Source organism: Pseudomonas sp. 3A(2025), from assembly GCF_054589175.1.
This window is the reverse complement of sequence record NZ_BAAILM010000032.1, coordinates 84,814-107,861: the sequence shown is the minus strand read 5'-3', so window position 1 is coordinate 107,861 and position 23,048 is coordinate 84,814. Positions and strand designations below refer to the sequence as shown.

Here is a 23,048-nt window from a genome sequence, read left to right as displayed (position 1 = left end):
CGCATGCTAACGCTGCAAATAGCGCAACACCGCGTCGCAGATCATGGTCTTGTGGCGCTGCTTGCGTTGCTCATCGGCCAGATCGATCTTGAAGATCGCGCCCAGCGTGTGCCGGTTCGACACCCGGTGAAAGCAGAACGAGCTCATCAGCATGTGCAGATCGACCGCATCCACGCCCTGGCGAAACACGCCGGCAGCCTCACCGCGACGCAAAATGGCATCCAGCGTCTTGATGGTGTTCTGGCTTTTGGCATGAATGGTTTCGGACTGCTTGACGTTCTCGCCGTACAGCAGGTTTTCGTTGCACACGATGCGCACGAAATCGACATTGCGGTCGTGGTGGTCGAAGGTGAATTCCACCAGCCGCAAGATCGCTGCATGTGGCTCAAGATCGGTCAGCTTCAGCAGGCTTTCGGTGTTGCGGATATCGCCGTAGAGCTTTTCCAGCACATCGACGTACAACTGCTCCTTGCTGCCGAAGTAGTAATAGATCATGCGCTTGGAGGTTTGGGTACGTTCGGCAATCGCGTCGACCCGCGCACCGGACAACCCCCTGTCGACAAATTCGGTGACCGCTGCCTGAAGAATGTCTTCACGGGTCTTTTCAGGGTTGTTCTTGCGGCTCTTGCGCGCAGCCTCCAGAGGCAGGGGCGCAGTGGAGTCGGTAATTGTATTCATTATTGGCTCACGACCACGGTAGAGCGGTCGATTATGAGGCCCAGCCCCTGCACGATGGAAGTCGCAGAGCACACAAGGCCATGAATGGGGCTCATGCCAATGTAAAAAAATGTGGCGATGCAGCTTGCGCCGGCATCGCCACACATTCTCAACGGCACGCGATCAAAGCCCTGCCCTCAGAGGCGCGCGCGCGGCGCCGCGCCACTGCGCGCCTTGGCCATCGCCGCCAGACGCACAGGCACGTTGGCCGCGCCATAACCGGCATAGCCGTTCTTGCGTTGCAGTATCTCGAAGAAGAACCGCCCGTCGAAAGCATCGGTGTAGACGTGAAACAGCTCGCCGCCATTGCTATCACGGTCGTAAAGCACGTTGTAATAGGCCAGTTCGCTAAGAAACTCTTCGTCGAAGTCCAGGCGCGCGGCCAGATCGTCGTAGTAGTTCAGCGGGATTTCCAGCAGCGGCACACCGGCCTCTTTAGCGCGGCGCACTTCAGCGAAGATGTCTTCACAGGCAAAGGCGATGTGATGCACACCCGAGCCCCGATAGGTCGATACCGCGTGAGAGATCGCCGTGTTGCGGTTCTCGGAAATGTTCAGCGGCAGACGCACCGTGCTGCAACGGCTGCGCAAGGCGCGGCTCTTGACCAGCCCGTACGGGTCGGGCAAGACCACCTCGTCATCGGCCTCGAAGTCCAGCAAACCTTTGTAGAACAGCACCCAGCTGTCGAGGCTTTCGGCTGGCAAGGCCATGGCCATGTGGTCGATGCGTTGCAGGCCGCCGGTAGCCGGCGCCTGTGGGTTGACGACAAAATCGCTGTCGTAGATCGACTGGCCAGGTTCTGCGCCTTCGATCAGGTAGATCAGGCTGCCATCTGGAGCACGGACGGCCGGGATTTCCCGCTCGTTCGGGCCGACCAGCCCACGGTACGGCTGCCCCTTGAAGGCCCGCGCACGCTCCAGCGCCTGGGACGCATTGTCGACACGCAGGGCCACGGCGCACAACGACGGGCCATGCACTTCGAAAAAACTGTGAGCGAACGAGTAAGGCTCGGCGTTGAGCACGATGCGGATATCGCCCTGACCGAGCAGGCTGACCGCTTTGGAGCGGTGTGCGCCCAAACGGGCAAAACCCAGACGCTCCAGCCAGCCACCCAGGCGAGCGCTTTGTGCTTCGTCGACGGCAAACTCAAGAAACTCCACGCCATCGAGCTGGCTGGCCGGCGGCGGATTGAACAACAATTCCTCGGCCACAGGTGCCGGGGCTGGTGCAGCAAGCTGTTCGCTGGCCAGCAAGGCGCGGGTTTTCTCCTCCAGATACAGCAACGAACGCAGGCCGTCGGCGGCATTGGCTCGCGTCGGCGCGGCGCGGAAACCATCGTTGAACACTTCCAGCGACAGAGGCCCGGTGTAGCCACTGCGCAGGATCGGCGCCAGAAAGCCCGGCAGGTCGAATTCGCCCTGGCCCGGGAAGCAACGGAAGTGCCGGCTCCACTCCAGCACATCCATGGCCAGAATCGGCGCATCGGCCATCTGTACGAAAAAGATCTTGTCGCCCGGGATTTGCGCGATGGCGCTCGGGTCGCCCTTGAGCGACAGGGTATGAAAGCTGTCGAGCAGCACGCCCAGCGCCGGGTGATCGACCTGACGCACCAGCTCCCAGACCTGTTGCCAGGTATTGACATGACGGCCCCAGGCCAGCGCTTCGTAACCGACGCGCAGTTGCCGCGCCCCGGCGCGCTCGGCCAGCAGACTCAGGTCATCGAGGAGGATATTCTTGTCGCCCACCGAGTCGGCGGCGGCGTTACTGCACACCAGCACCAGGTCGGTGCCCAGCTCTTGCATCAAATCGAATTTGCGCTCGGCGCGATCAAGGTTGCGGGCCAGGCGGTCACGGCGGCAACCTTCAAAATCGCGAAAGGGCTGAAACAGGGTGATGGCGATACCCAGATCGGCGCACATCTGCCGGACGTTGCGCGGGCTGCCGTCGTAATACAAAAGGTCATTTTCGAAAATCTCGACACCGTCAAAACCGGCCGCGGCGATGGCTTCGAGCTTTTCTGGCAAAGTACCGCTCAAGCAAACGGTGGCAATGGAACGCTGCATGTTGTTGGACTCCTGGACGAGCGCGACCCTCTGGGGGCCACCACTGAATTGCACCGCAGGCAAGGCGGTCAATGGCCTTGATTATGGATGCGACGTGAGTATTTCGCTGTCAAAATATACGAGCAACTTAATATGTACGAACTGGTTAGTTTTTCGTTCGATTATCGAACAAAACCGATTTTGCTCGATTGACGATATATTCGCCAACGCCCACCATCTGTTTCGCAGTGCGAAAACGAGCCTGATCCTTTTATCGCCCCTCACTGCCCAGTTTATGCAGCACCGATGAACCTAAATAACAATTTCAAAAACAGGATTACTACTCATGCGCGCCCTTCCCGACTTCTCCGCACACCCGCTCTGCACTACTGAGACTTCGAGTAGACGAACCCGTTCGGCCATTCCGATGACCGTCTCCCGGTTCGCCTGATATCAAATTGCGCGCTCGCGTGTGCCCGATCTGTCAGAATCAGCGATTTTCAGCGCTCTGACGGCTCCCGGCTACTGCGGGTAGTTTCTCAGTCCGGCTAGCGCCCCTGGCGCAGTCCTGGAACGGATGATCGAACCATCATGCTCAACACCCAATCCAATCCCCTGGCCAGCGCCGCGCGCGCCGGTATCGGTGAAAAGGTCCGCGGCGCCCTCGCCGTCGGCAAGACCCGCTGGGGCATGCTCGCCCTGGTGTTCTTCGCCACCACCCTGAACTACATCGACCGCGCCGCCCTCGGCGTCATGCAGCCTATCCTTGCCAAAGAGATGAGCTGGACAACGATGGACTACGCCAACATCAACTTCTGGTTCCAGGTCGGCTACGCCATCGGCTTCCTGCTGCAGGGCCGGTTTATCGACAAAGTCGGTGTCAAGCGCGCCTTCTTCCTTGCCGTACTGCTGTGGAGCCTGGCCACCGGTGCTCACGGCCTGGCCACCTCGGCAGTCGGCTTCATGGTCTGCCGGTTCATTCTCGGCCTGACAGAAGCGGCCAACTACCCGGCCTGCGTAAAAACCACGCGCCTGTGGTTCCCGGCCGGCGAGCGCGCCGTGGCCACCGGTATCTTCAACGCCGGCACCAACGTCGGTGCGATGATCACCCCGGCCCTGCTGCCGATCATCCTCAGTGTCTGGGGCTGGCAGGCTGCGTTCATGGCCATGGGCTTCCTGGGCCTGTTCTGGGTCGTGACCTGGCGCCTGAAGTACTACAACCCAGAGGATCACCCGACCGTCAAAAAATCCGAACTGGACTACATCAACAAGGATGTAGAGCCGGAGCCGGTGAAAGTGCCTTTCTCGCACATTCTGAAAATGCGCGGCACCTGGGCCTTCGCCCTGGCTTACTCGATCACAGCGCCAGTGTTCTGGTTCTACCTGTACTGGCTGCCGCCGTTCCTGAACCAGCAATACAACCTGGGCATCAGCGTCACCCAAATGGGTATCCCGCTGATCCTGATCTGGCTGACCGCCGACTTCGGCAGCATCGGTGGCGGGATCCTGTCGTCCTGGCTGATCGGTCGCGGCGTCAAGGCAACCAAGGCACGCCTGGTGTCGATGCTGATCTTCGCCCTGACCATCTGCAGCGTGGTGTTCGCCGCCAACGCCAGCGGCCTGTGGGTTGCGGTACTGGCCATCTCCGTCGCCGTCGGCGCCCACCAGGCCTGGACTGCCAACATCTGGAGCCTGGTCATGGACTACACACCCAAGCACCTGATGAGCACCGTGTTCGGCTTTGGCGGCATGTGCGCAGCCATCGGCGGGATGTTCATGACCCAGATCGTCGGTGCGGTCCTGACCGCCACCAACAACAACTACAGCATCCTGTTCACTATGATCCCGGCGATGTACTTCATTGCCCTGACCTGGATGTACTTCATGGCCCCGCGCGAAGTGCCGGACATGAATAAGTAAGCGGCAAGCTGTTAGCTGCAAGCGGTAAGCGATATGTGAAAAGGCCTGATGATTCGTATCATCGGGCTTTTTTTTGTGCGGTGTATTTCGGGGGCTGTTGTGATGGGCTTTGAGAGTGGTTCCGACCCTCTTCGGGCCGGGGTCGCCGCTTATGGGCCATCCATGGCCCTTTTCCCCCTACGCAACGCCTCCACTCGGCCTGCACAAGTCGCAATTGGCGTCGTCTGTACTGTCGCGCATGAAAAGCAAAACAAAAGCTTTTGATCTTGATCTTTTATGCAAATGTAAAAGGCGCCGCAGAACGCGACCTGGGCGCAAGGCCGAGTGGAGGTAACCCGGCCCGAAGAGGGCCGGAACCTCTCTAACAGATCACCACAGCAAGCCCATCAACAAACATCACTTCTTCCTGCGCTGCTGCCAGGCCGCCGCCAATCCGCTCAGGCAGATAATCGCAATACCGATCTGCGCATCCAGCGGCGGCATGTGATCGAACACCAGCCAGCCCAACAACCCGGCAAAAACAATCTGGCAATAACTGAACGGCGCCAGCATTGCCGGGGCTGCGTAACGGAACGCCTGGGTCAGCAACAAATGCGCGCCCATGCCGCACGCGCCCAGCGCCAGCAGGAACGGCAAGTGCTTGAACTCCGGGGTCTGCCAGAAGAACGGCACCAGCGCGCTCATCACCAGGGTATTGAACAACCCGGCAAAGAAGTTACTGGTGGTCGGGCTGTCGTACGGGCTCACCAGGCGGGTCAGCAATTGATAGAAGGCAAAGCACAGCGCCGACGTCAGTGGCAGCAGAATCGCCGGGGTGAACAGTTCGCCGCCCGGGTGGATGATCACCATCACCCCGATAAAGCCCACGATCACTGCACACCACTGGCCGCGCGTCACCTGCTCGCGCAACAACGGCACCGACAGCGCCGTGACCAGCAAGGGCGCGAGAAAGTTGACGGCTGTCGCCTCAGCCTGAGGAATGAACAGCAGGCTGCTGGTGAAAAACAGGCTGGTGCCCAGCAAGGCCAACGCGCGCAAGACCTGAAACAAAGGCCGCTTGGTGCGCAATACCCGCAAGCCCGACGACGGCATGAAGATGAACGCCATCAACAGGGTATGCACGACGTAGCGAGCCCAGACCACCAGCATCACCGGGTAAAAGCCCGACAGGTACTTGGACAGGGTGTCGTGACTGGCAAACAGAAAGGTGGCGAACAGAATGAAACTGATCCCTTTGAGGGGATGGTTGACGCCGGACACGGGCGTACTGGTCGTGCTCATTGGGCTTCCTTAGGCTTTATACGTAAAGCAGGCATGAATCGACGGCAGGCAAAGTGATGGGCAGACAAACATTGTTATAGCTGACCACTGGCACGACGCCCTGTTCTGCGAGCGTCTCAGTCAGTCGTTGTTGCGTCTTGTCTATAATGTTCTAACCAGTTAATTAACGTGCGATAATCGCCCTGTAACGTTTCCAAACAATTGCAGGCCACGTTCATGCCCAGCACTATTTCAGGCAGCAACACCGCATTCGTTTCAATCGACCTATAACTACAAAAAAGGCATCGCCATGCGCTTTTCCTCTTCTCGCACTACCAAGGGCAGCTTCTGCGTTCTGTTCACCGCCACCGCACTGATCCCCACGATCAGCAATGCTGCAGGCTTCGTCGATGACGCCAAGGTGAATTTGAACCTACGCAACTTCTTCATCAACCGCAACTTCGTTGACCCGGCCAATGCCCAGAGCGGCGCGCAGGAGTGGACGCAAAACTTTATCCTCGATGCCCGCTCCGGCTTTACCCAGGGCACCGTCGGTTTTGGCGTCGATGCACTGGGCATGTACTCGCTCAAGCTCGATGGCGGCAAGGGTTCGGGCGGTACTCAGTTGTTGCCGATCCACAGTGACGGTCGCCCTGCCGATGACTTCGGACGTCTGGCCGTAGCCGGCAAGGCACGTTTTTCGAAAACCGAACTGAAAGTCGGCGAGTGGATGCCGGTGCTGCCGATCCTGCGCTCCGACGACGGTCGTTCGTTGCCGCAGACCTTCCAGGGTGCGCAGATCACCTCGAAGGAAATCGACGGCGTGACCCTGTACGGCGGCCAGTTCCGCGCCAACAGTCCACGTAACGACGCGAGCATGGAAGACATGTTCATGAACGGCCGGGCCGGTATCACCTCCGACCGCTTCAACTTTGCCGCCGGCGAATACACCTTCAATGAAAAACGCACCACGGTCGGTGCCTGGTACGCACAGCTCGAAGACATCTACCAGCAGCAGTACTACAACCTACAGCACAGCCAGCCGGTAGGCAGTTGGGTGCTGGGCGCGAATCTCGGCTACTTCATCGGCAAGGAAGACGGCCAGGCCCTGGCGGGCGATCTGGACAACAAGACCGCATCGCTCATGCTCTCGGCCCGTTACGGCGGCAGCACGTTCTATGTGGGTCTGCAAAAAGTCAGTGGCGACAACCTGTGGATGCGCGTCAACGGCACCAGCGGCGGCACCCTGGCCAACGACAGCTACAACTCAAGCTTCGATAACGCCAAAGAGCGCTCCTGGCAGCTGCGTCACGACTATGACTTCAGCGCACTGGGCGTACCGGGCCTGACCCTGATGAACCGCTACATCAGCGGCGACAACGTGCACACCGGCGCGATCACCGACGGCGAAGAATGGGCACGTGAATCGGAACTGGCCTATGTATTCCAGCAAGGTGCGTTCAAGAGCCTGAGCATCAAATGGCGCAACTCGACCATGCGCCGCGATTACAGCGTCAACCAGTTCGACGAGAACCGGGTGATCGTGAGCTATCCGATCTCGATCCTGTAAGCGACCGGGCGGCGATTCTATGCGGATCGCCGCTTCAGCGTATCGGAGGGCAACTCGCCAAAGCTGTTGCGATAGCTCTCCGAGAAACGCCCCAGATGCAAAAAGCCATAGTCCATGGCCAGTTCGGTAATGTTGCGCACCCGGCAATCGGGGTCTTTCAGGCAGGCATGGATGCGCTGCAACTTGCGCTGGCGCACATAGAGCTTCGGCGTCACGCCCGCATGCCGCTCGAACAAGCCATACAAACTCCGCAGACTGACACCGGCCTGAGCGGCCAGCGCGTCGATATCGATGTCCTGCTTGAGATTGCGCTCGATGTAATCGCTGATGCGCTCGAACACCGCCGACGAACCCAGCAGGTTTTCACGGCTGACGTTGGTCTTCATCAGGGTCAGCATCTTGCTGGCAACGATTTGCGCGTAATGCTCCTGAACGCGCAACAGCCGCTCTTCCGCCTCGGCTTCCTGGCAGACCATCGCCAGCAAGTTGACGAAGCCGTCCAGACGCCCCAGTTGATAACGATTTTCGGTGAAACGCACGCCATCGCGCGGGTGCTGCCAGCGGTGCTCGTCGCACACCGACTCGATCAGGTTGACGGGCATTTTAAGGATGAATTTTTCGCAGTCGTCCGAATAGGTGAGGTCCACCGGGTCATCGGGGTTGATCAGCAGCAATTCGCCCGGCGCAAAATAATGCTCCTGGCCGTGACCGCGCCACAGGCAATGGCCACGCAGCAGGATCTGCAGGTGGAAGATGGTTTCCAGCGCCGGCGAGGTAACCCGTACACCACCGCCATAGCTGATGCGGCACAAGTCCAGGTTGGCAAACTGGCAATGGTTGAGACTGGCTTCGGGGCGACCAACCGCAGGCATGCGGATATTGTGCGTGCCAACGTGCTGATTGACGTAACTCGACACTGCGTAAGGGTCGGCACGGTCGAACACCCGACTGCGCTCACTGAGCAGGCGACTATCCATAAGGCAAGGCACTCTTGTAATTATTCTTGTGGGGCTGCTCTTGGCATCGGGGCGCTACTGTCGAGGCGCAAGGCAGAGGCTAATCAGGTCGCGGCGCTCTGTCGGGCCGCTGCTAGCGCCAGAGTAAGGGCGTCTGGCAACAAGCGTCAATCGAGCTGCCTTGCTATATGGGCGGTAATCGAACGACATAGTGGCGCGGACCTTGACAGCAGGTGTCTGGCTCGCGCGTTGGCCGCTGTACGGCGCATCATGCTGGTCATATCTGGATACGAATCGCTATGCTTGGACACATGAGCCCGAACCCGATTCGCCACCCCTGCCCGCCCGGCGCCTGCAATTGCGGGCGCGAACGGCTGGATGCAACCGATGCCGATCAGCGCATCCTGCTGCTGACCCGCGAGCAGGAACAAAAGCTGATCGAACGCCTGGAGAACGTCGAAAGCCTCGACCAGTTGCAGCACTTGCAACAGCGGATTTTCGAGCAACTGGGCGTACGGGTGCACATTGCGCCAGGCCTCAACGAGGTTAAGACCATGCGCGGCATCGGCATCCACATGGATGAATTGCCTGGCCTGTGCCGCAAGACCCGCCAGTCGATTCCCGCCGCGATTCGCCGCGGCCTTGAAAAGCGCCCGCACATCGCCTGGGACTTGCTCAATACCTTCGACCTGCTGCGTGACGCCTGACGCCTGACGCCTCAGCGGTTCGACAGCAGACGTTTGATAATCAGACCGACACCCACCGCAATGGCCGCCGATTTGACCGGGTTGGCCTTGATGAACACGGTGGCCTGCTCGACTTTCGAAGGACCGTCCAACGGACGCGGCTGTTTGGGTGAAAGCAGACTTTCGGCACGGTCCAGCAGTTGCCCGAGCAAATGACGCGATTGCGGCCCACGATCGGCCCGAATCGTGCGGCCACGCTTGAGCAGCGCATCGGCCTCATCAAGAAAGGTGCTCAATTCCGAGCGGGTCTTGACCTTGAGGTCGTCGGCCAGTTTGTCAGTGATATCGCGTGCCATGAGCTGTACCTGATGAGTGGAGATACAGCGTTGACTGTGGCTCAGCCAGCTTCGTTCCGTTTATACAGCGCTGGAACTTGCCACCTGAGCGACGTCCAACAGGTTCAACCCCTGCAATAGAGCGTACCGATGCAAAAAAACACTGCCCTTTCTCTGGCCCTGGCCACTGCCCTGCTGGCCGTCTCCACCCTGTCATCTGCTGCCAGCCTGGAGCAGATGCAACAGCAGAGCCAGCAACGCCAGGAACAACAGCAGCGCGAACGCGAGCAGCAGAATGCCGAGCAGCAACGCAAGATGATGGACGACATGAACAAGGCCCAGGAGGAAAACCGCGAACGGATGAAGCGCCTGGAAGACATGAACCGCCGGCAAACCGAAGAGCGCGAGAAATTCTTCCGCGAAACCGAGGAGAAGGCCCGTGAGCAGCAGCGATAGGCGCGCGTTCGCGCGCCCCTCGTCTTACCAGTTGTAGGTCACCTTGCCGTAGTAGTACGCACCGCTATAGCCATAAGGCGAATAGGTGCTGTAGGCCAGGTTGCCGCCGCTGTTGGTGAAGTCGTTCTGTTTTTCCGGGTACTTGTCGGTAACGTTGTCACCACCGACGGTGAAGGTCCAGTTGCGCAGGTTGTAGTCCAGTGCCAGGTCCAGCAACCAGGCAGCCTTGTAGGTCTGGTCGTTGACCGGATCGGCCTGGTAGCTGGTGAACTCGCCGTAGCGCACCAGACTGGAATGCAGCGCCCAGTTGCCAAAGGTGAAGTCGTTGCCCAGGCTCAGCTTGTGCTTGGGCGTGGTATCGCCCAGCAGACCGATGCGTTCGCGACGATCGACACGCAACAGGTTGACGCCCAGTTGATCGAGCACTGCCGGGTTGGCTTTGACGTCGGTGACCTTGGTGTGGCTGTAGTTGTAGCCCAGGGTGCTGTTCCAACGCACGCCGTTGTCGAACTGATAGCGATAGTTGGCCACCAGGTCGACGCCGTCGGTGCTGGTGTCGGTGGCGTTGGTGAAATAGCGCACGGTGGTGTAGTTGATGTCGCCTACACCGTTGGCGCGCAGGTAGTTGGTGGCCGCGTTGTTGAGCACCAGATTGGATGACAGCGAGATCCGGTCGCGGATGTCGATGCGGTAGACATCGGCGGTCACGGTCAGGTTATCCAGCGGCTCAAGCACCAGGCCCAGGCTGTAATTGCGCGACTTTTCCGCTTCCAGGTCTTCGGCGCCGAGCAATTGCGCGACGCGACTGCTGGCCGGGAAAGTGCCCGCTTCCTGAAGGGTGCTGCCGATCAGTTGCGAGGAGGTGAAGGCAAAGTTCTGCTGGGCCAGCGATGGTGCGCGGAAGCCTGTCGAGACACTGCCGCGCAAGGCAACCTGCGGGGTGAAGTCGTAGCGCGCCGAGAGCGAGCCGCTGACGTTGGAGCCAAAGTCGCTGTAGTCCTCGTGACGCACCGCCGCCGAGGCGCTGAGTTTGTCGGTGAAGTTGGTTTCCAGGTCCAGGTACTGGGCGAAGTTATGCCGCGACGAACTGCCGGCATCGGAATCGCGGAAACCCGCCAGCCCCGAGCTACCGCTCTGGAAATACGATTCGGCCTGCCCGGCCTCGATCTGATAACCCTGACGCAGGTATTCGGTACCGAAGGCCACCGACACTGGATTGGGCAGCCAGGCAGCGCTGAACTCACGCGACAGGTCCAGGCTCACCTGCTTCTGATCATTGGTTAGCGTGCCGTTGTAGAACGAGCGTGGCGTGTTCAGGCCCAAGGAGGTGTTGATGGTCTTGGTGCGAATCTCGTAGCTGTTCTTGCCGTAGTTGGCCGACAGGTCGTAGTGCCAGTCGAACGCCAGCTCACCGCGCAGGCCGGCCACCAGGGTGGTGTCTTCCAGGGTGCCGCGAATCAGCGGCAGATAGCCGTTGGGGAAGATTGCCGGGTTGTTGTTCGAGGCATTGCTGGCCCGATAGAACGCTGCCGTCTCGCCACGGCGCTTGCTGTAGCCGCCAAAGGTGTAGAACTCGGCGGCGTCATTGAAGCTGTATTCGCTGTTGAACTGCAGCTTGCCCTCTTCGGTGGCCGGTTCGCCCTGACGAAAGACATGCTGACCGTAGGTGGTCGAACCGATGCTGGCGGCGCGAAAGTCGTTGCCGGCGCGGTCGGTGTAATCGTTGTTGGCCCCCTCGGCAGCCAGGTTGATAAAGCCGTCGCTGCCCAGGGCTATGCCGGTATTGCCCGACACCTTGCGCTGAATGCCATCACCCTTGGTGTACTGGCCAAAACCGGTGGACACCGAGCCGCCATGGTCGGCGCTCTTGAGAATGACGTTGATCACCCCGGCAATCGCATCCGAGCCATAACGCGCCGAGGCACCGTCACGCAGCACTTCGATACGCTCGATGGCCGACAACGGGATAGCGTTCAGGTCCGCCGGTGCCGAGCCGCGCCCCACCGCGCCGCCCAGGTTGACGAACGCCGAGGTGTGCCGGCGCTTGCCGTTGACCAGCACCAGCACCTGGTCGGGCGACAGCCCGCGCAACTGCGCAGGACGCGTCAACTCGGCGCCGTCCACCAGGCTGGGGCGCGGAAAGTTGATCGACGGAATCAGCTTGGCCAACACTGCACCCAGCTCCCCCGAGCCGCTGTTGCGCAAGGTATCGCCGGTGATCACGTCGATGGGTGACAGCGAAGCGCTGGCGGTACGCTCCTGAGTCCGGGTACCGGTAACGATGACCGTACTCAGTGTTGAACTGGATGATGTAGCACCTTGATCGCCCGACTCTTCTGCCCCCGCAGGAGTGCCGAACGCCAACAGGTTGGCCGAAACGATTGCCGTGACCAGCAGGTGTTGTTTAAAGCTCCTCATACCGCTCCCCTTGAATCCCTGTAACCAGGCTTGTGGCCCGGCCTCGACGAGCGATCCGTATGGAGAACGGTGGCGATCATCCAATCATTATTAAGTGAGTAACCCCCGGTAGCCCGATGCTATATATCCTAACTCGAATTAATTTTGGTACTTAAATAACAATATGGAATAAGCGAATACTTATAAGTTTGTATCAGTCCTGACTGACCGCACCAATCTTGTGAATCGACAGGTCGGCGCCGTAATACTCTTGCTCCTGATTCAGGCGCAGCCCAACCACAAGCTTGAGTGCGCCATACACCGCGAAACCGCCAACCAGCGCCACCACGACACCCAGCAGGCTGCCGATCAACTGGCTGATCAGGCTGACGCCACCCAGCCCGCCAAGCCCCTCCTGGCCGAAGATGCCACAGGCGATGCCGCCCCATACGCCGCACAGGCCATGCAACGGCCAGACGCCCAGTACGTCGTCGATCTTCCAGCGCACCTGGGCCGCTGTGAAACTCCAGACGAACAAGCCACCGGCAATCGCGCCAGTGACCAGCGCCCCCACCGGATGCATCAAGTCGGAACCTGCGCAGATTGCCACCAGGCCAGCCAGCGGGCCATTGTGCAAAAAGCCCGGGTCATTGCGACCGACCAACAGCGCGGCAACCGTGCCGCCGACCATCGCCATCAGCGAGTTGACCGCCACCAGACCACTGACGGCCGGCAGGGTCTGGGCGCTCATCACGTTGAAACCGAACCAGCCGACGATCAGGATCCATGACCCCAGCGCCAGAAACGGGATGCTCGACGGTGGATACGCCACCAGACGACCGTCGCGGTAACGACCGTTGCGCGCGCCTAAAAGCAGCACCGCCGCCAGTGCCAGCCAGCCGCCCATGGCATGCACCACCACGGAGCCGGCGAAGTCATGAAAGCTCGCACCAAAGCGTTCCAGCAGCCAGGCTTGCAGGCCGTAGTTGCCGTTCCAGATCATGCCTTCGAACAGCGGATAGACAAACGCCACGATCAACGCTGTGGCGCACAGCTGTGGCACGAAACGCGCACGCTCGGCGATACCACCGGAAATGATCGCCGGGATGGCTGCGGCAAAAGTCAGCAGGAAGAAGAACTTGACCAGGCCATAGCCATGATCGGCATTGAGCACCGCCGCCGGCTGCATGAAGGTCACGCCATAGGAAATCCAGTAGCCGATAAAGAAGTAGGCCAGCGTCGATACCGCGAAATCGCTGAGGATCTTCGACAGGGCATTGACCTGGTTCTTCTGCCGTACCGTACCGACTTCCAGAAACGCGAAGCCGGCATGCATGGCCAGGACCATGACCGCGCCCAGCAGCAGGAACAGGGTGTTGGATCCATGGACCAGGGTGTCCACGGCGCTTTGCAAATTTTCCATCGAAAAGGCAGACCTGCAGGTTCTTGAAAGCACCAAAGCGATACATTCTTCAACCGGCGCGCACCGAACTGGCGCAAGACGCAGGTAACCCGATCCATCGGCAGTGCCCCGAGTGAGGGCATGAAGAGAAAAATGCTTCGGATATTTCTCGGTTTTTAGAGTTTTGGCGTAGGGTATGCGCCCAACGCCGCGCCTGTTTGGCGCAGCTACGCCACGGCACGCACCAAGGCGAAGCAAAAGCTGTACCAGCGCGTTACCGAACGCAGGAAGGCAATCGAAATGAACCTTCCATCAAACGCCCTACTCTCAATCCCTACATGCCATTCACGGAGAACACCATGGCCCGCCGTACTGCTCAAACCGCTCAGGAAATTCTCTTGGCCGACTTCCAGACCCTGGTTGCCGACACTGAAAAGCTGCTGGATCACACCGCCTCCCTTGCCGGCGAACAGGCTGACATTCTGCGCGACCAGATTCAGGACAGCCTGCTGCGCGCTCGCGAAACCCTGAAACAAACCGAAGACTCTCTGCGCCAGCGTGGCGAGGCTGCCGTCATTGCCACTGAAGATTACGTGCAGAACAATCCCTGGCAATCGGTGGGTCTGGCCGCCGGTGCCGGGTTCCTGATCGGCCTGCTGGCTTCCCGGCGTTAAGGCCATGGATCCGCACGCGGAAGCGGCCGCAGCGAAGGCGGCACAGGGTCCCTCACCGCGGCGTCTGGGCGCCGCCTTTCTTGGCCTGATGCACAGCCATATCGAACTGTTCGGCATCGAATTGCAGGAACAGAAGGCGCGCACCTTGCACCTGTTGCTGTTCGCAGGTCTAGCCTTGGTGTTTGCCCTGCTGTTACTGACCGCGTTGTCGGCACTGGTGCTGATTTTACTCTGGGACAACTACCGCCTGATCGGCATCATTGGTTTGTGTGTGTTCTATTTTCTGGCCCTGGTGTTCTTTGCCCTGCGCATGCGGGCGGCGATCTTCGATGAGTCCTCGCCGTTCAGCGCCACGCTGGAAGAACTGGCCAACGACCGGGAGCGTCTACTGCCATGAGTGAACCAAAGTCGCATCAAGGCAACACCCGGCGCGAATTGCGCAAGGCACTGGTTCGCCTGCGCATGGAGATGCACCGCCAGGAAATCCGCCATGAGTCCACGCAACTGATGCAGCCCTTCAAGCGCGTGCGCGGCATGGCGCACGACATTCCGGGCACGCTGGGCATCCGTCACGCGCCGCTCTGGGGTGTAGGTGCGGTGGCGCTGCTGGGTTTTCTCGGTGGCAAGGGCCGTGGCCGCGAGCGCGCAGTGCCGGCACGCGGTGGCGGCCTGGGTCGGCTGATCAAATTGAGCGTCACGCTGATGCCGCTGATCAAGCTGGCCATCCAGAGCCGTATGCGCAAACCGTAAGCGGTGCGCATGCCAAGTGATGGCGCTCTGGCTACAATCTTGCAACACACTTGCTATCTGCGCCCGGGCCACGCCCCGGGCGCAGTTTTGTGTGCACGGGTTAATTGTTCAAGGAGCACCATGTGATCGAGGGGCAACCCATTGCCTGCTTCCAGCCATTTATCGATACCGCCACAGGGCGGATCGCCGGTGTCGAAGCTTTGGGCAGACTGCGCGACGAACAGGGCAACCTGCACTCGGTCGGCCCGCTGTTCAATGATCCGGCCTTGTCGGGCGACACCTTGCGACAACTGGACCGGGTCATTCGCGACAATGCCCTGAGCCGCCTGCATGAAGCGCCGCAAGACTGGTTTCTGAGCCTGAACATGTCGCCACGCTGGATCAGCAGCGTGGCCCCCGGCGAGCCATTGCCCAGCCTGCAACAACTTGAACGGCATGGCGTCGCCCCCCAGCGGGTAGTGTTTGAAATCACCGAACTGGGCGGCGACAGCCAGCGCTTGAACGAGGTGGTCAACCGCTACCGCCAGGCCGGTGCGCGGATTGCCATCGATGACTTCGGTGCCGGCTATTCGCAACTGGACCGGGTGCTGGCCTTGCAGCCGGACATTCTCAAGCTCGACATGCGCCTGTTCCAGGCCGCAGCGCGCGGTGGCCCGAGCAGCGAAGTGGTCCGCGCACTGGCACTGATGGCAGAAAAGACCGGCTGCTGGATCATTGCCGAAGGCGTCGAAACCGAAGCCGAGCTGAATTTTGCCCTCGAGTGCGGCGCGCGTTATGTCCAGGGCTACCTGTTTGCCCGCGCCGAAGAGCACTTCTTTGCTGCCGACACTTTCGTCGAAACCTTTGCCGCCCTGCGTGACCGCTATGTGCTGCACAAGGTGGCCGAGCGCGCCCGGTTGATGACCCGGCGCAAGAAACTGGCGCGCCTGATGGGCCTGCTGCAACGCTGGGCACTGGATGAATTGCCGGTCAGTGAGCTGCCCCATCCGCAGGATTACCCCTGGCTATTGCGCTTTTATCAGTGCGATCGTCACGGCACACAACTGACCCCCAACCTGGAATGGCGCAACGGCGTCTGGCAGGCCGATGCGCGCTACCTGGGGCACAACTGGTCATGGCGGCCGTATTTTTATCACCTGCTGGCCGAGGGCTGGGAAGAGCGGCGCCTGATTTTGTCCAATACCTATCGCGATGCCACCAGCAACCAATACTGCCTGACGGCCGGGCAGTTCTATGCGGGCGGCACCCGCCTGCTATTGATCGACATTGATGCAGCCGGTTTGTGACAGCCCTTGCAGCAACGGTCACGAACCCGGAAGCTAGGCTTTCGATGAACACACGGAGCGCACGCCTTGGATTGGCAAACCCTGCTTAACCGCGAACGACTCGGCAAAACGCTGCAAAGCCCTGAAGAGTTTGGACGCAGTCCGTTTCACAAAGACCATGACCGGGTCATTTTTTCCGGCGCCTTCCGTCGTCTGGGGCGCAAGACCCAGGTGCATCCGATGTCGAGCAACGACCACATCCACACGCGCCTGACCCATTCGCTGGAAGTCAGTTGCGTAGGCCGCTCGCTGGGCATGCAGGTCGGCCAGACCCTGCGCGCGCAACTGCCCGACTGGTGCGACCCAAGCGACCTGGGGATGATCGTGCAATCGGCATGTCTTGCGCATGACATCGGCAACCCGCCGTTCGGCCACTCGGGCGAAGATGCAATCCGCAACTGGTTCAAGCAGGCCGCAGGACGTGGCTGGCTGGATGGCATGAGTGAGGTCGAGCGCAATGACTTCCTCAATTTCGAAGGCAATGCCCAGGGCCTGCGCGTGCTCACCCAGCTGGAGTACCACCAGTTCGATGGCGGCATGCGCCTGACCTACGCAACCCTCGGCACCTACCTCAAATACCCCTGGACGGCGCGACACGCCGATTCGCTGGGCTACAAGAAGCACAAGTTCGGCTGCTACCAGAGCGAGCTGCCGGTGCTGGAGCAGATCGCCCACAAGCTGGGCATTCCACAAGTCGAAGACCAGCGCTGGGCACGGCATCCGCTGGTGTACCTGATGGAGGCTGCCGACGACATCTGCTATGCGCTGATCGACCTGGAAGACGGTCTGGAAATGGACCTGCTGCAGTACGCCGAAGTCGAAGCCCTGCTGCTTGATCTGGTAGGCGACGATCTGCCTGAGACCTACCGCCAGCTCGGTGCCGACGATTCGCGCCGACGCAAGCTGGCGATTCTGCGTGGCAAGGCCATCGAGCACCTGACCAATGCCGCCGCACGCGCCTTCGTCGACCAGCAACAGGCCTTGCTCGATGGCAGCCTGGAAGGCGATCTGGTCGAGCACATGCATGGCCCGGCCAAACGCTGCGTGCTCAGTGCCAAGGACATGGCACGCAAGAAGATCTTTCAGGACAAGCGCAAGACCCTGCACGAAATCGGCGCCTACACCACGCTCGAAGTGCTGCTCAATGCCTTCTGCGGGGCCGCCGTCGAACAGTTCGGTGGGCGTACGCCGTCGTTCAAGCACCGACGCATTCTTGATCTGCTCGGCAGCAGTGCGCCAAAACCCGAGGCCCCGCTGCACAGCGCGTTTTTGCGCATGATCGATTTTATCGCCGGCATGACCGACAGCTACGCCAGCGAAATGGCCCAGGAAATGACCGGCGGCTCGGGCCACCGCTGAACGATACAGGGCACGGTTGCGCAGCAGAACGGCACTTTTTCGGGGCTGCTGCGCATCAGCACGCACGAAAACTTCGGAAACGCCCTACACGCTTGTCAGAAACATCCTATCGCCGCCCGAACAAGCGCTCCTGAATAATCCCCCACTCGATGCCTCGTAATACCTTGCCAAATCAGGGCATCCGCGTCAGCGCCTGCCAGGCGTTCCTCCCGAAACCTGCCGGAAGACCTCATGTTCAAACACAACCTGCGGATCCTGCTGGTGGAAGACCATCCTTTTCAACTGATCGCCACCCAGATCCTGCTCAACAACCAGGGCTATTTTCTGCTGACCCCGGCACTCACCGCCGCCGAGGCCTTCGCCGCGCTCGAACGCAGCCCCGAGCCCTACGACCTGCTGCTGTGTGACCAGTGCCTGCCGGACATTGCCGGCCTGGAAATCATCGACCATGCCTGGCGCAAGGGCCTGGTGCGCAAAGCGATCCTGCTCAGCGGCATGGAGCCCGATCAACTGCACACGCTTGAGCAAACGGCGCTGCAACGTGGACTGCCGCTACTGGGCTGTCTGAACAAGCCACTGCACGGCCCTGACCTGTCGCGCTTGCTGAATATTCTGGACACTGAAAACTGAGTGACATGCCGCCACCCTCAAGATGTAGGGCATAGAGCATCAGGCTGTAGGAACCTTCCCTAAATAAATAAACGGATCCTATATCAATACATCCATTGCATACTGGCCAATCGCACATTTAATTAAACATTGGCAGCTGAACCGGGCACTAACGTACGCCATTACGTTAATTATTGTAGGAACTTTCCTATATGCATCAACCGGCCCTGTTCATTCATGTAACTCGCCGTGTAACTGAGCTAATGTGCGCGCTTTCTTCGCTGTCTGTATGGATTGAATTATGAACTCAGTATTTATCATCGACGACCATCCAGTTATTCGCCTGGCCGTGCGCATGTTGCTAGAAAACGAGAACTACGAGGTGGTCGGTGAAACCGACAATGGTGTGGACGCGATGCAAATGGTTCGCGAGTGCATGCCCGACCTCATCATCCTTGACATCAGCATTCCCAAGCTCGATGGCCTGGAAGTGCTGGCCCGCTTCAACTCCATGGGCCTGCCTTCGAAAATTCTCGTGCTGACCTCGCAGACACCCAGTCTGTTCGCGATCCGCTGCATGCAGTCCGGTGCGTCCGGGTATGTGTGCAAGCAGGAAGACCTCAGCGAACTGCTCAGTTCGGTCAAGGCTGTATTATCCGGCTACAATTACTTTCCCAGCCAGGCACTCAATACACCGCCCGGCCTGAATGGCAAGCCCAGCGAAATCGAACTTTTCAAACTGGTCAATGATCGCGAATTGATGGTACTGCAATTATTCGCGCAGGGACGCTCCAACAAGGAAATTGCCAAGGGCATGTTCCTCAGCAACAAGACCGTCAGCACTTATAAGACCCGGCTCATGCAAAAACTCAGGACCAAGACGCTGGTAGAACTTATCGAGATGGCTAAACGCAATGCACTGGTGTGAGTAAAGTGGATGTCCAGGTGTCTTGAACACAGTTGCAAACTGGCCGCCTGCCTGTTGCTGGCCTTCGGGTTACAGGCCAGCGTCATGGCCGACGCCCCTTACCGCTTGCTGGGTCGTACGACCCCCGCGCACATTGAGGTGAAGCTCGACCGTGCGCAATGGCAATGGGTGCGCGACCAGCGCGTGCTGGTGCTTGGCACCTCGGTCCCGGACTATCCACCCTTCGACATGACGCTGTCGGGCCAGGATTATGAAGGGCTGACTGCCGACTATGCCGGCATCATCGCCCAGGCATTGAACCTGCCCGTCAAGGTCATGCGCTTCGAAAGCCGCAACGCCGCCATCGAGGCCCTCAGGCAAGGCAGGATCGACCTGCTGGGCAGTGCCAACGGCTTTGAGGCGACGCAGCACAATGTCAGCCTTTCCACGCCCTACGCCACCGACCAATCGGTGCTGATGACCCGCAATGGAGAAACCCGGTCGTTGACCGAGGGCCTCAAAGGCATGCGCCTGAGCATGGTCTATCACTATCTGCCCCCGACAGAGGTCCAGGCTCTGTACCCCGGCGCAACCCTGCAGACCCACCCCTCGTTCCAGAGCGCCATCAACGCTGTGGCCTTCGATCAGGCCGATGTGTTTATCGGCGACGCGATCTCTACCCGCTACATCATCCAGAAGGGCTACCTGAGCAATGTACAGGTCGCAAGCTTTGGCAAAACCGAGGCAAACGGCTTCGGTTTTGCCGTACGCGGCGATAACACCTGGCTGCTGGAAATCATCAACCTGACGCTGCAGGCCATTGCACCGGCCGAGCGCCTGGAAATCTCCAGGCGCTGGGGGGCTGACAGCGCGGGGATGCCCGACGGCCAGGCGCTGCAACTCAGCGCAAGCGAACAACGCTGGATGGCAGACCACCCGCAGATACGGGTGGTGGTCAATGAAAACCATGCGCCCCTGACCTTCTTCGATGCCGACGGCCGTTTACGCGGCATCACGGCCGACCTGCTTGAGCTGATCCGCCTGCGCACCGGGCTGCGCTTCGAGGTACGCCGCGCATCGAGCACCCGCGACATGCTGCACCAGATCAACCAGGACGAGGCAGACGTGATTGGCGCGCTGACGGTCAGCGACGAGTACAGTACGAAACTGGGCCTGAGCCGCCCCTGGCTCGACAACACGTTCGTCCTCGTCGCCCGGCGCAACAGCCCCCTTGCGGCCTGGCCACTGCAAATGAACGGCAAGCGCCTGGCCGTAGCCATGGACAGCCCGCTGCTGCCCTGGCTGCGTAGCCAGCACCCGGAAATCGTCACCGTGCCCATCGACAACCCGCTGCAAGCCCTGGAGTTGCTCAACGATGAACGCGTCGATGGCGCGGCCGTCTCGTTGCTCAGTGCCAATTATTTTCTGGCCTCCGGGCGCTTCGCCCAGCACCTGCGCATTACCGCCACGCTGGGTGAACAACCGGCACTGATCGCCATGGCCACCGCCCCCCAGGCTGTCGAACTGCGCTCGATTCTCGACAAGGCCCTGATCGGCATCGCCCCGCAGGACATGATCGCCATCAACGAGCGCTGGCGTACTTACAACCCCAGCGGAGTCGACTGGCACCACTACCAGCGCCTGATCTATCGCAGCCTGACAGGCGCAGGCCTGCTGTTGTTCGGTCTGCTGGCCTGGAATGCCTGGATGCGCCGGCAGATCCGCCAGCGCAAGATGGCCGAACGCGCCCTGAACGATCAATTGCAGTTCATGAACACCCTGCTCGACGGCACCCCGCACCCGATTTATGTCCGTAACCGTGAAGGCTTGTTGCGCCTGTGCAACGACAGCTACCTGCAAACCTTCTCGGCCAGACGTGAAGAGGTCATCGGTCAGTGTGTGACCGATGGTGTCCTGAGCGATCCTGCGCAAGCGGCCGAATATGCGCGTGACTATCAGCAGGTGATGGCCACCGACACAGCGCTGATCCTCGACCGTGCGCTGCACATTGGCGAGCGACGCCTGACCATATACCACTGGATCCTGCCGTTTCGCGATTCGCTGGGCGATGTACAAGGCGTCATCGGCGGCTGGATCGACATCAGCGAGCGCCGGCAACTGATCGATGAACTGCAAGCGGCCAAGGAGCAGGCCGACAATGCCAGCCGGGCCAAAAGCACCTTTCTGGCAACCATGAGCCACGAGATACGCACCCCCATGAACGCGGTAATCGGCATGCTGGAACTGGCCCTGAAACGTGCCGACCAAGGCCATCTGGACCGCACGGCAATCGAGGTCGCGTACAGCTCGGCCAGTGACCTGCTGGAACTGATCGGCGATATTCTCGACATCGCGCGCATCGAGTCCGGCCATCTGGCCCTGACCCCGGAACGCGCCAATCTACGGCAATTGACCGAGTCAGTGGTCAGGGTGTTCGATGGCCTGGCGCGACAGAAAGGCCTCGGCCTTTATTTGTGCATCGACGCGCAACTCGACACCGATGCACTCATTGACCCCCTGCGCTTCAAGCAGGTGATTTCCAACCTGATCAGCAATGCCATCAAGTTCACTGCGCAAGGCGAAGTCCGCGTCACCTTGCAGGCAAGCCCAGGCGCTCACCCCCGGCAATTGCAGCTGGACCTGAGCGTACGCGACACGGGCATCGGCATCGGCGCCGCCGACCTTCAGCGTCTGTTCGAACCCTTCGCCCAGGCCGACAACACCGGGCAGATGGCGCGCAGCGGCGCGGGGCTGGGCCTGGTGATCTGTCGTCACCTGTGCCAGATGATGGGCGGTCGCCTGGACCTGCAAAGCGAAGCAGGCCAAGGTACATGCGCCACACTGCGCATGGACCTGACACTGCTCGATACCGCAGACAACCCGGTGCAAAAAACCGAGACGATTGTGCCCCCCGGCACTGCACTGTACATCCTGGTGGTCGACGATCATCCGGCCAATCGCTTGCTGCTCAGTCAGCAACTGGGTTTTCTCGGCCATCGAAGCGAAGTCGCCGAACAAGGCGAGCAGGGTTTGCAAGCCTGGCTGGCACACGCGTTCGATCTGGTGATGGTCGACTGCAACATGCCGGTGATGAACGGCTACGAGTTGACCCGCGCCATCCGCGAACACGAAGCCCGCGAGCAACGAACGCCTTGCGTCATCTGGGGCTTTACCGCCAATGCCTTGCCCGAGGAAGTACAACGCTGTCGTGATGCCGGTATGGACGATTGCCTGTTCAAGCCCGTTGGGCTGACGGTGCTGGGCAAGCACCTGGCCTCTCTGAAGGCTGCCCTGTCGTGCGACAGCGCCGCCCTGCCGTTCAGCCCCGACAGTATCCGCCAGCTGACCGGTGCCCGCGCCGACCTGACCCATCGACTGCTCACCCAGCTACTGTCCAGCAACCGCCAGGACCGCGAGGCCCTGGCCCAACTGGTACCCGGCAAGGATCATCAGGCCATGATCGAAATGGCCCACCGTATCAAGGGCGCTGCGCGCATCATCAGCGCAACCGAGGCTGTCGAGGCTTGCGAAGCTCTGGAACAGGCATGCCGCACAGAGGCGCAACACCACCTGGTCGCGGCGTGCAAGCAAACGCTGGACAGCGCAATGCAGGCCCTGGACAAGGCTCTGGACGCACACTTGCTTAACCTATAGGGCACGCGCATCACATAACTGATAGACTG

The 23,048-nt window shown here is 60.2% G+C and carries 19 protein-coding genes; 12 read left to right on the top strand and 7 right to left on the bottom strand.

Annotated features, from left to right (window positions below; genetic code table 11):
* Positions 1 to 6 precede the first annotated feature (6 nt).
* Positions 7 to 678: a TetR/AcrR family transcriptional regulator gene (locus ACYP2A_RS12715; RefSeq protein ID WP_459745372.1), complete on the bottom strand. Its 672-nt coding sequence runs from the start codon at positions 676 to 678 to the stop codon at positions 7 to 9.
* Positions 679 to 854: 176 nt separating this feature from the next.
* The gene (gene quiC / locus ACYP2A_RS12710; protein WP_459745371.1) at positions 855 to 2,780 is read right to left on the bottom strand and encodes a 3-dehydroshikimate dehydratase QuiC; all 1,926 of its coding nucleotides are present in this window, start codon (positions 2,778 to 2,780) and stop codon (positions 855 to 857) included.
* 570 nt (positions 2,781 to 3,350) lie between these two features.
* Here quiC and ACYP2A_RS12705 point away from each other — a divergent pair.
* Positions 3,351 to 4,679: an MFS transporter gene (locus tag ACYP2A_RS12705; protein ID WP_459745369.1), complete on the top strand. Its 1,329-nt coding sequence runs from the start codon at positions 3,351 to 3,353 to the stop codon at positions 4,677 to 4,679.
* A 396-nt stretch (positions 4,680 to 5,075) separates the two neighbouring features.
* On the opposite strand, the gene ACYP2A_RS12700 is transcribed toward ACYP2A_RS12705, so the two are convergent.
* A complete protein-coding gene (locus tag ACYP2A_RS12700; RefSeq protein WP_459745368.1) occupies positions 5,076 to 5,960 on the bottom strand; it encodes a DMT family transporter in 885 nt (294 codons plus the stop codon).
* Between the two features lie 289 nt (positions 5,961 to 6,249).
* Here ACYP2A_RS12700 and ACYP2A_RS12695 point away from each other — a divergent pair, with 289 nt between their 5' ends.
* Entirely contained in the window at positions 6,250 to 7,509 is a 1,260-nt protein-coding gene (locus ACYP2A_RS12695) for an OprD family porin (protein ID WP_459745366.1), read from the top strand.
* 17 nt (positions 7,510 to 7,526) lie between these two features.
* Here the strand turns inward: ACYP2A_RS12695 and ACYP2A_RS12690 are convergent, their stop codons facing one another.
* Complete coding sequence (locus ACYP2A_RS12690; protein ID WP_459745364.1) at positions 7,527 to 8,486, bottom strand: AraC family transcriptional regulator; 960 nt, start codon at positions 8,484 to 8,486, stop codon at positions 7,527 to 7,529.
* A 290-nt stretch (positions 8,487 to 8,776) separates the two neighbouring features.
* Between ACYP2A_RS12690 and ACYP2A_RS12685 the strand changes: the two genes are divergently transcribed.
* Entirely contained in the window at positions 8,777 to 9,172 is a 396-nt protein-coding gene (locus ACYP2A_RS12685) for a hypothetical protein (RefSeq protein WP_459745363.1), read from the top strand.
* A gap of 11 nt (positions 9,173 to 9,183) precedes the next feature.
* Here ACYP2A_RS12685 and ACYP2A_RS12680 read toward each other — a convergent pair whose 3' ends face one another.
* Positions 9,184 to 9,507, bottom strand: coding sequence for a hypothetical protein (locus tag ACYP2A_RS12680; RefSeq protein ID WP_459745361.1), 324 nt, complete (start codon positions 9,505 to 9,507; stop codon positions 9,184 to 9,186).
* A 129-nt stretch (positions 9,508 to 9,636) separates the two neighbouring features.
* Here ACYP2A_RS12680 and ACYP2A_RS12675 point away from each other — a divergent pair, with 129 nt between their 5' ends.
* Positions 9,637 to 9,942 carry a hypothetical protein gene (locus ACYP2A_RS12675; RefSeq protein WP_459745360.1) on the top strand — a complete coding sequence of 102 codons (306 nt, stop codon included), beginning with the start codon at positions 9,637 to 9,639 and terminating at the stop codon, positions 9,940 to 9,942.
* A 24-nt stretch (positions 9,943 to 9,966) separates the two neighbouring features.
* On the opposite strand, the gene ACYP2A_RS12670 is transcribed toward ACYP2A_RS12675, so the two are convergent.
* Together ACYP2A_RS12670 and ACYP2A_RS12665 are read right to left on the bottom strand one after the other, a co-directional pair.
* The gene (locus tag ACYP2A_RS12670; RefSeq protein WP_459745358.1) at positions 9,967 to 12,360 is read right to left on the bottom strand and encodes a TonB-dependent receptor plug domain-containing protein; all 2,394 of its coding nucleotides are present in this window, start codon (positions 12,358 to 12,360) and stop codon (positions 9,967 to 9,969) included.
* Between the two features lie 193 nt (positions 12,361 to 12,553).
* A complete protein-coding gene (locus tag ACYP2A_RS12665) occupies positions 12,554 to 13,762 on the bottom strand; it encodes an ammonium transporter (protein WP_459745357.1) in 1,209 nt (402 codons plus the stop codon).
* A 338-nt stretch (positions 13,763 to 14,100) separates the two neighbouring features.
* Here ACYP2A_RS12665 and ACYP2A_RS12660 point away from each other — a divergent pair, with 338 nt between their 5' ends.
* The 8 genes from ACYP2A_RS12660 (at position 14,101) to ACYP2A_RS12625 (ending at position 23,019) form a co-directional block, all read left to right on the top strand.
* On the top strand, positions 14,101 to 14,415 hold the full coding sequence (locus tag ACYP2A_RS12660) for an ElaB/YgaM/YqjD family protein (protein ID WP_459745356.1): 315 nt from the start codon (positions 14,101 to 14,103) through the stop codon (positions 14,413 to 14,415).
* A gap of 4 nt (positions 14,416 to 14,419) precedes the next feature.
* A complete protein-coding gene (locus tag ACYP2A_RS12655; protein WP_459745355.1) occupies positions 14,420 to 14,812 on the top strand; it encodes a phage holin family protein in 393 nt (130 codons plus the stop codon).
* Positions 14,809 to 15,165: a hypothetical protein gene (locus ACYP2A_RS12650; protein ID WP_459745353.1), complete on the top strand. Its 357-nt coding sequence runs from the start codon at positions 14,809 to 14,811 to the stop codon at positions 15,163 to 15,165. Before ACYP2A_RS12655 ends, ACYP2A_RS12650 begins: the two co-directional genes overlap by 4 nt.
* Before the next feature lie 122 nt (positions 15,166 to 15,287).
* A complete protein-coding gene (locus ACYP2A_RS12645; RefSeq protein ID WP_459745352.1) occupies positions 15,288 to 16,451 on the top strand; it encodes an EAL domain-containing protein in 1,164 nt (387 codons plus the stop codon).
* Between the two features lie 66 nt (positions 16,452 to 16,517).
* Positions 16,518 to 17,849 (top strand): deoxyguanosinetriphosphate triphosphohydrolase, encoded by a 1,332-nt coding sequence (locus tag ACYP2A_RS12640; RefSeq protein ID WP_459745350.1) that lies wholly within the window; start codon positions 16,518 to 16,520, stop codon positions 17,847 to 17,849.
* Between the two features lie 231 nt (positions 17,850 to 18,080).
* On the top strand, positions 18,081 to 18,479 hold the full coding sequence (locus ACYP2A_RS12635) for a response regulator (RefSeq protein WP_459745348.1): 399 nt from the start codon (positions 18,081 to 18,083) through the stop codon (positions 18,477 to 18,479).
* Positions 18,480 to 18,759: 280 nt separating this feature from the next.
* Entirely contained in the window at positions 18,760 to 19,386 is a 627-nt protein-coding gene (locus ACYP2A_RS12630) for a response regulator (RefSeq protein WP_459745347.1), read from the top strand.
* A gap of 9 nt (positions 19,387 to 19,395) precedes the next feature.
* Complete coding sequence (locus ACYP2A_RS12625) at positions 19,396 to 23,019, top strand: transporter substrate-binding domain-containing protein (protein WP_459745345.1); 3,624 nt, start codon at positions 19,396 to 19,398, stop codon at positions 23,017 to 23,019.
* The last annotated feature ends 29 nt before the right edge of the window (positions 23,020 to 23,048 follow it).

Coding starts and splice junctions, on each gene's coding strand:
- ACYP2A_RS12715 (WP_459745372.1), bottom strand. CDS start 678: ATGAATACAATTACCGACTCCACTGCGCCCCTGCCTCTGGAGGCTGCG.
- quiC (WP_459745371.1), bottom strand. CDS start 2,780: ATGCAGCGTTCCATTGCCACCGTTTGCTTGAGCGGTACTTTGCCAGAA.
- ACYP2A_RS12705 (WP_459745369.1), top strand. CDS start 3,351: ATGCTCAACACCCAATCCAATCCCCTGGCCAGCGCCGCGCGCGCCGGT.
- ACYP2A_RS12700 (WP_459745368.1), bottom strand. CDS start 5,960: ATGAGCACGACCAGTACGCCCGTGTCCGGCGTCAACCATCCCCTCAAA.
- ACYP2A_RS12695 (WP_459745366.1), top strand. CDS start 6,250: ATGCGCTTTTCCTCTTCTCGCACTACCAAGGGCAGCTTCTGCGTTCTG.
- ACYP2A_RS12690 (WP_459745364.1), bottom strand. CDS start 8,486: ATGGATAGTCGCCTGCTCAGTGAGCGCAGTCGGGTGTTCGACCGTGCC.
- ACYP2A_RS12685 (WP_459745363.1), top strand. CDS start 8,777: ATGAGCCCGAACCCGATTCGCCACCCCTGCCCGCCCGGCGCCTGCAAT.
- ACYP2A_RS12680 (WP_459745361.1), bottom strand. CDS start 9,507: ATGGCACGCGATATCACTGACAAACTGGCCGACGACCTCAAGGTCAAG.
- ACYP2A_RS12675 (WP_459745360.1), top strand. CDS start 9,637: ATGCAAAAAAACACTGCCCTTTCTCTGGCCCTGGCCACTGCCCTGCTG.
- ACYP2A_RS12670 (WP_459745358.1), bottom strand. CDS start 12,360: ATGAGGAGCTTTAAACAACACCTGCTGGTCACGGCAATCGTTTCGGCC.
- ACYP2A_RS12665 (WP_459745357.1), bottom strand. CDS start 13,762: ATGGAAAATTTGCAAAGCGCCGTGGACACCCTGGTCCATGGATCCAAC.
- ACYP2A_RS12660 (WP_459745356.1), top strand. CDS start 14,101: ATGGCCCGCCGTACTGCTCAAACCGCTCAGGAAATTCTCTTGGCCGAC.
- ACYP2A_RS12655 (WP_459745355.1), top strand. CDS start 14,420: ATGGATCCGCACGCGGAAGCGGCCGCAGCGAAGGCGGCACAGGGTCCC.
- ACYP2A_RS12650 (WP_459745353.1), top strand. CDS start 14,809: ATGAGTGAACCAAAGTCGCATCAAGGCAACACCCGGCGCGAATTGCGC.
- ACYP2A_RS12635 (WP_459745348.1), top strand. CDS start 18,081: ATGTTCAAACACAACCTGCGGATCCTGCTGGTGGAAGACCATCCTTTT.
- ACYP2A_RS12630 (WP_459745347.1), top strand. CDS start 18,760: ATGAACTCAGTATTTATCATCGACGACCATCCAGTTATTCGCCTGGCC.
- ACYP2A_RS12625 (WP_459745345.1), top strand. CDS start 19,396: ATGTCCAGGTGTCTTGAACACAGTTGCAAACTGGCCGCCTGCCTGTTG.